The sequence below is a fragment of the Acidovorax sp. Q11 genome (assembly GCF_054950075.1).
Map to the genome: position 1 here is coordinate 205,774 of NZ_JBUDZG010000006.1, position 7,008 is coordinate 212,781.

At 66.7% G+C, this 7,008-nt stretch carries 5 protein-coding genes; 4 read left to right on the top strand and 1 reads right to left on the bottom strand.

The window, feature by feature from the left end:
• Nucleotides 1-220: 220 nt before the first annotated feature.
• From ACYZGB_RS07930 to ACYZGB_RS07940, 3 genes are all read left to right on the top strand, one after another.
• Nucleotides 221-1,150 carry an adenylate/guanylate cyclase domain-containing protein gene (locus ACYZGB_RS07930; protein ID WP_462387701.1) on the top strand — a complete coding sequence of 310 codons (930 nt, stop codon included), beginning with the start codon at nt 221-223 and terminating at the stop codon, nt 1,148-1,150.
• 67 nt (nt 1,151-1,217) lie between these two features.
• Complete coding sequence (locus ACYZGB_RS07935) at nt 1,218-3,764, top strand: penicillin acylase family protein (RefSeq protein WP_462387702.1); 2,547 nt, start codon at nt 1,218-1,220, stop codon at nt 3,762-3,764.
• 23 nt (nt 3,765-3,787) lie between these two features.
• A complete protein-coding gene (locus ACYZGB_RS07940) occupies nt 3,788-4,798 on the top strand; it encodes an asparaginase (RefSeq protein ID WP_462387703.1) in 1,011 nt (336 codons plus the stop codon).
• A gap of 56 nt (nt 4,799-4,854) precedes the next feature.
• On the opposite strand, the gene ACYZGB_RS07945 is transcribed toward ACYZGB_RS07940, so the two are convergent.
• A complete protein-coding gene (locus ACYZGB_RS07945) occupies nt 4,855-5,475 on the bottom strand; it encodes a hypothetical protein (RefSeq protein ID WP_462387704.1) in 621 nt (206 codons plus the stop codon).
• A 245-nt stretch (nt 5,476-5,720) separates the two neighbouring features.
• Here ACYZGB_RS07945 and ACYZGB_RS07950 point away from each other — a divergent pair, with 245 nt between their 5' ends.
• Nucleotides 5,721-6,443, top strand: a complete 723-nt coding sequence (locus tag ACYZGB_RS07950; protein ID WP_462387705.1) for a hypothetical protein — start codon at nt 5,721-5,723, stop codon at nt 6,441-6,443.
• Nucleotides 6,444-7,008: the final 565 nt, after the last annotated feature.

A 7,008-nucleotide genomic window follows, 5' to 3' on the forward strand; every position in this document is an offset into this window, starting at 1 on the left:
GACGTTGCCTAGCGGGTTCCATGTTTTTGACGGAGGGGAGGGGCCTTGAAGGGCGCATGCGTTCCTCTTCTGTCCCTCATCAGGAGCCCGGTGGTGGGGGCCTGGAGTGCGCTGGTGGGGGCTGAACACCCGGCTCAGGATTGTTGACGCTTGAGTGGGTGCGTCTTCGTTGAGCTTGCACTAAACTGATTCACATGATGTTACTAATAGGCCATCGTTCATGAGCGTGCTGTCAACGGTGGTCTTCGCGGACATTTCGGGCAGTACCTCGTTGTACGAAACGCTGGGCAACGAGCGGGCCACCGAAGCCGTGACCCAGGTCACCCAGTGGATTGCCGACACCATCGAAGCCCATGGCGGCCGGGTCGTTAAAAAGCTGGGGGACGGTGTGTTGTGCATTTTTGGCGACGCGGCCGGGGCGGTCTCGGCCAGCGCCACCATGCTGCGCCAGCACCATGAGCGACTGGGCCGTTGGCCGCAGCCTTTGCGCATGGACATCCGAGTGGGCGTGGCCAGTGGCGAGGTGGTGGACGTGGACGGCGATTGTTATGGCGACGCGGTCAATGTGGCCTCTCGCCTGTGCGAGCGGGCCGGGCCCGCCGAAATCTGGGCCACCGAGACCACCGTGTTGCTGGCAGGCACCGCCCCCGATGCCTGGTACCGCAAGCTGGGCCTCATGGAGATCCGGGGCAAGGCCGAGGCGCTCATGCTCTACCACGTCGAGTGGCGCGAGGACGAGGCACCGGACTCCCTCACCATGCAGGCGGCGCTGATCAGCAGCTTTGCACCGGTAGATCCGATCCTGGGGGAAATCCAGTTCTCATGGCATGGGGTGAACATGTCGTTCACCTCGTCGGACGCCCCCGTGCATGTGGGGCGCGCCAACCATGCGCAGCTGTGCATCAACGACCCCCGGGTGTCGCGCCTGCATGCACGCATTGACTGGCGCAACAGCGGTTTTGTGCTCACCGACATGAGCAGCTTTGGCACCTGGGTGCGGTTTGAGGGCAGCGACGCGCCCGTGCGGCTGCGCCGCGATGCCTGCATCCTGCATGGCACCGGTCAGATAGCGCTGGGCGTGCCTTTTACCGAACCCAGCGCGCCGATCATGAGCTTCCAGGTGGTGGGCACCAGCGTACACCTGGGCTGAGCACTGGCCCGCAGGCGCCCCCACTGGGGTGTACCCCCAGGCGACACAACAACAGGAGACACAAGACATGGCGTGGATGAAGCGGACGGCCGTCGGGCTGGTGGTGGCGGCACTGCTGGCGGGCACGGGGGCGGCGGTGTATGTGCAGCGCAGCTTTGCGGTGGTCGATGGCTCGCTGCAGGTGCCCGGGCTGCGCGAGGCCGTGCGCGTGCAGCGCGACGCTTCGGACGTGACCCACGTGCGTGCGCAGACCCCGCAGGATGCCTGGTTTGCCATGGGCTACGTACATGCGCAGGAGCGCACCTGGCAGCTCGAATTCAACCGCCGGGTCATGCATGGCGAGCTGTCCGAGGTGTTTGGCCCTGCCACGGTCGAGACCGACAAGCTCATGCGCGCGCTCGACATTGCGGGCGTGGCCAAACGCCAGTATGCAGGGCTGCCCCAGTACGCCAAGGACGCGCTGCAGGCCTACAGCCAGGGCATCCACGCCTTCCACAAAAACCGCCCGCAGGCGCTGCCGCCCGAGTTCCATGTGCTGGGCGTGCAGCCTGGCGGCGCGCAGGGCGCGGTGTGGGAGCCCGAAGACAGCGTAGGCTGGGCGCTGATGATGGCGCTGGATCTGGGCGGCAACTGGGGCACAGAGTTTGCGCGCCTGTCGGTGGCGCGCACGCTCGACACCGACCGCCTCTGGCAGCTGATGCCGCCTTATCCGGGCGAAAAGCCCGCCGCCTCGGCCGATCTGGCAGCGCTGTACCGGCAGCTGGGCGTGTACCGCGCGGCAGATGCGGGCTCCACTGCGGCAGCGCAGGGCAGCACCGCGGATGCGGTCAGCCGCAAACCTGAAGGTCCGCTGGCACGGCAGATCAGCACCGGCATGCTGGCCTGGGCCGACGAGCTGACCCGCAACGCGGGCACCAACGAAGGCAAGGGCAGCAACAACTGGGTGCTGGCGGGCTCGCGCACCGTGAGCGGTAAACCCCTGCTCGCCAACGACCCGCACCTGGGCCTGTCGGCCCCCGCCATCTGGTACTTCGCCGGGCTGCAGGCGCCCGCAGGGCAAGCGTCGGACGGCACGCCCATTGCCGCCATCGACGCCGTGGGCGCCACCTTGCCAGGCCTGCCCTTTGTGGTGCTGGGCCGCACCGACAAGGTGGCCTGGGGCTTTACCAACACCGGCCCGGACGTGCAGGACCTGTACCTGGAGCAGATCAACCCCGCCGACGCCACGCAGTACCGCACACCCGAGGGCTGGGCGCCGTTCACCGTGCGCAAGGAAACCATCCGCGTCAAGGGCGAGGCCGATGTGGTGCTGCAACTCCGCAGCACCCGCCACGGACCGGTGCTGAGCGATGTGCAGAAGTCGCACGCCGAGGTGCTGGACCTGGGCAAATATGTGCTGGCCCTGCGCTGGAGCGCGCTGGACGACGACAACCAGACTGTGCTGGCGGGGTTCAAGACCAACCAGTCCAAGAGCGTGGACGAACTCTTTGCAGGCTTGGCCCACTACCACTCGCCCATGCAGAGCGTGGTGGCGACCGACGACCAGGGCACCATCCGTTTCAAGGCCGCTGGCCGCGTGCCGGTGCGCGATGCCGCCAACGACATCCGGGGCGTGGCGCCATCGCCCGGCTGGGATGCACGCTACGACTGGAAGGGCTGGCTGCCCTACGAGCAGACCCCGCAGGATGACGGTAACAAGGGCTGGGTGGCTACCGCCAACCAGCGCGTGACGGCGCCCGGCTACCCGCATTTCCTCACGCAGGATTGGGCGCTGCCCTACCGCTACGAGCGCATCGCACAACTCATCGAAGCCACGCCCAAACACGACGCGGCCAGCATGCAGGCCATCCATCGCGACGTGGCCTCGCTCGCCACGCAGCGCTTGCTGCCGCACCTTCAGCAGGCGCAGTCCACGCACCCGCTGGCCGCCGCTGCGCAGAAAGAGCTGCAGGGCTTTGACGGCGTGATGGACGCGGGCCGCGCCGCGCCCCTGATTTTTGTGGCTTGGACAGACGAGCTGGCCCGGGGCCTCATCATTCCGCGCATTGGTGAAGGCCGCTTCAAGGCCACCTACGGCAAGCGCGACTACCGTGCGGCCATCGAAGGCATCCTGGAGCGCAACGACGCTTGGTGGTGCCAGCCCGCGACCTGCGCCGAGCAATCCGCTGCTGCCTTGGGCCGTGCGCTCGACCGCCTGCAGGCCGTCTATGGCGCAGACCCTGCCCAGTGGCGCTGGGGCGCCGCGCACCCCGCGCTCAGCGTGCACCGGCCTTTTGGCAACGTGCCTGCGCTCGCGCGCTTCTTTGACGTGAGCGTGCCATCGCACGGAGACTCGTACACCGTGAACGTGGGCCAGTACAACGCAGGCGAGGCCAAGGGGCCGTATGTGAACCGCCATGCCGCGTCGCTGCGCGCGGTGTATGACCTGGCGGACCTGGAGCAGTCACGCTTCATCTACCAGACGGGCCAGAGCGGCCTGGTGTTTTCGCCGCGCTACCGCGACATGAGCACCACCTGGGTCGACACCGGCTACCGCGCCCTGCAGCGCCAGCCCGCGCGCTGGGCGCACAGCCTGACGCTGGCCCCCGGAACCCCTCCCACCGCAGCGCGCTAAGGCCGCTGCCAGGAATCATCGCCATGGGTTTTGTTCCGTTGATCGAAGTCAGCCGGGGCGGTCTGCCCGAGTGCCAGCACTGGGGCGCCGTGGCCGTGGCCAACCGCCAGGGCCAGGTGCTGGCGCGGGTGGGCGACCCGTACACCGTTACCTTCACGCGCTCCACCATCAAGGCCTTCCAGGCGTTGCCCTTCATGCAAGCGGGCGGGGCCCGTGCGCTGGGCTGGGGGCAGGGCGAACTGGCGCTTTTGTGCGCCAGCCACAACGGCGAGCCCATGCATGTGGAGCAGGCCGACCGCATGCTGGCCAGCGTGGGGCAGGACTACCACGCGCTGCGCTGCGGCTGCCACCGCCCCCTGTTCGCGGAGCTGGGGCTGGGCACGCTGCCCGAGGGTTTTGTGCCCGACGAACGCCACAACAATTGCAGCGGCAAACACGCGGGTTTTGTGGCGCACTGCGTGCAGCAGGGGTTGCCGCTGGAGGATCACCTGGACCCCGCCCATCCGCTGCAGGTGGCCATCCGCAACCACGTGGCGCAGGCGGTGGGGCTCGCCCCCGATCAGCTCGCCATGGGCATCGACGGCTGCTCGGCGCCCAACTACGCCATGCCGCTGGCGCACCTGGCGCGGGGCTATGCCCGGTTGGCGGGTGGTGCGCCCGACACGGACCTGCACGAAAGCCTGACCACACTGGCCGACGCCATGGTGGCGCGGCCCGAGCTGGGTTCGGGCACCGGGCGGCACGACCTGGATTTCATGCAGGTGGGGCAGAGCGACTGGGTCTCCAAGACGGGCGCCGACGGCGTGCAGGTGGTGGGCAGCCGCAGCCGGGGCGAGGCCTTTGCGCTCAAAATCATGGACGGCAACATGGTCGCCCAGGTGGCTGCCGCCGTGGAGGTGATGGACCAGCTCGGCTGGCTGGATGCAGGCCAGCGCGAAGCGCTGGCGCGGCGGCGCTCTGTGCACATCGTCAACGCCAAGGGGCTCACCGTGGGTGGCCGCCGCGCGGTGTTCAGTCTCCAGAAGACGGGCTGAGGCCCCGCGGCGCCCGAGAGGCGGCAAGAATTTGAGTAAAAAGTGCCGTCTCCGCGCTATCGATAAGCGCTCGAAGCTATAAAAAATGTAGCAAACGGTTCCGTGTCTGGCAACACATAGACCACGCCGGGCCCCTGCCCGAACAGCGGGGCGATGTGCTGGTTGTAGAACGCCTCGGGCGCATTCACGCAGCCATAGCTGATGCGCTTGTCGCGAGCGTTGCCGCTGGCCAGGCGCTGGTGGCGGCGTTCCGAGGCGCTGACGCTGCGCACCCGGTGCAGCGACACGGCCGAGTCGTAGTCGATCCACACAATGTCCTCCCCGCGCAGGTTGCGGCCCGGTTCGGTCACAAAGCGGCCTGCGGGCGTGGTGCGCTCCTCCGGCCGAATCTGCGTCAGCGGGCGCGTGCTCAGGTCGGGCGCCGACCGGTCGCCCCGTGCCGCGCCCAGCAGCACCGGCGCACTGCCCAGCCACTGCCCCTGGGCCGAAAACACATGGATGCGGGCCCAGGGCTTGTCGATCACTGCAAAAGGCAAGCCCTGGTGGTCGCCCGTGTCCGTGGCCCAGCGCACCAGCTGCCGGGCCGTGGCCGAGGCATCGGCAGGCAACGCCAGGGCGGCCAGAGGAGCCAAGGCCAACGTGCAACCCAGGGCGGAAAAGACAAGACGGCGGTTCATGGTGAAAACATGCAGGTCATCCAAACGCTGTGCCCCACCCACGGCCGATGAAACCGGCGCGGCGCAAGGCCAGCGCACCCGTGGAGCTGGCTTCGCTAGGTCGCCGGGTGCGTTCCCCTTCGGGGGAAGGCGCCGCGGGCGACTCAGGGGGGCTTTTCCCTCGGGGGGGGGCTATCTCCGTCAGCCAATGCCCCCAATAATGCCTGTACCCGCGACTCTTGCGAAGCACCCGCTTCCCCCTGGCCATGTTCGACCGCCTGCGCAAAGCCTTCAGCCCGTCCGCCGCCGCTGCCGCACGGCCCGTCACCAACAAGGAAGTGGCCCGTTGGGCCGCGTCGCAGCAGCTGGCCATCGTGCCATCGGCCACCGAGGGGCATTTCGACCTGGGCGGCGATGTAGGCGGCCACCCCTGGCGGCTGGAGTGTGGTGCCCCCACACGCGACTACGTGCGTGGCCTGGAGCTGCGCGGCCGCGCCGACGTAGGCGCCGACCCGGACGCCGCCGTGATGGTGCTCAATCGCTCCTTGCACGAGGCGCTGGAGGGCAGCGCCTACAACGCCATCACCGACACGCTGCAGACCACGGTAAACGCCAACCTGCCCGAAGAAATGCGCTGGCTGGCCATGTACGAAGAGATGACCTGGCCCGGCCTGCCCGCGTCCTTCCGCCAGCATTTTGCGGTGATTGCCGAGCGCATAGACGTGGCCCAGCGCTGGATCCATGCGCCCGTGGTGTCGCAGCTGCTCAACTTTCTGGAAGGCGAACACAGCGCTGTCCGTGCGCAGTCCCCCTTGGTGCTGATGCTGGTGCGCGGCAAGGTCTATCTGCGCATGGAGCACACCGAGCGCAGCCTGCCCGAGATCGCACACGCCACGCAGATGCTGTTGATAGGCGCGCAGGCGGCCATGCAGAACCTGCCGCCCATGTCGGTGGCAGGGCCGGATGATTTGCCGAATGTGGAGCGGTAGGGGGTTGAGCTGCATGCTCAACAGCAACCGGGCGTCGTGACCCCATTTATGGTTGCAAGCTTGCTCGCAAACAAGAATTTACGAAACGAGGGTTGGTCAATGTGCGACTTGTAGAGTCGGAACGACCATACCTGCGTTCTGCTTGGAGCCACCGGTCGCGACTGGTAAAAGCAGACACTCAACTGAAAAATAAGTGGCCTTCCTTGTGCGGCGCGAAGTAACGGAGTGGTCAGGTATCTAGTTGGAGCGTTACAGAAGGGTCTGAAGGTTTGTATGGATGCAGTGAGCCGCCGGATTCCCATACTTTTTGGCCACCCGGTAGCACAGGGCGACCATTCAGTTTGCCAACACTTTTGTTTCTGATCTGCCTATTCAAACGCGATGAAAATGCCGTGATTTTTTTGAAGTCCCACAAATTGACCTCCGCATGTTCTTCCTGAGCCTGTCAGATGTTTTGTGTGTGAGGCATAGCATGTCAACAAGGAGCATGAATGCCACGCAAGACGAAGACAACCGCAGCAGCGGACAAGGCGGCGCAGCCGCAATTCTCAGCCGCAGCGCTTGA

What these genes read in the sequence shown, in the direction of transcription:
- ACYZGB_RS07940 (WP_462387703.1), top strand. Translation starts at nt 3,788, where the DNA reads ATGGGTTTTGTTCCGTTGATCGAAGTCAGCCGGGGCGGTCTGCCCGAG.
- ACYZGB_RS07930 (WP_462387701.1), top strand. Translation starts at nt 221, where the DNA reads ATGAGCGTGCTGTCAACGGTGGTCTTCGCGGACATTTCGGGCAGTACC.
- ACYZGB_RS07935 (WP_462387702.1), top strand. Translation starts at nt 1,218, where the DNA reads ATGGCGTGGATGAAGCGGACGGCCGTCGGGCTGGTGGTGGCGGCACTG.
- ACYZGB_RS07950 (WP_462387705.1), top strand. Translation starts at nt 5,721, where the DNA reads ATGTTCGACCGCCTGCGCAAAGCCTTCAGCCCGTCCGCCGCCGCTGCC.
- ACYZGB_RS07945 (WP_462387704.1), bottom strand. Translation starts at nt 5,475, where the DNA reads ATGAACCGCCGTCTTGTCTTTTCCGCCCTGGGTTGCACGTTGGCCTTG.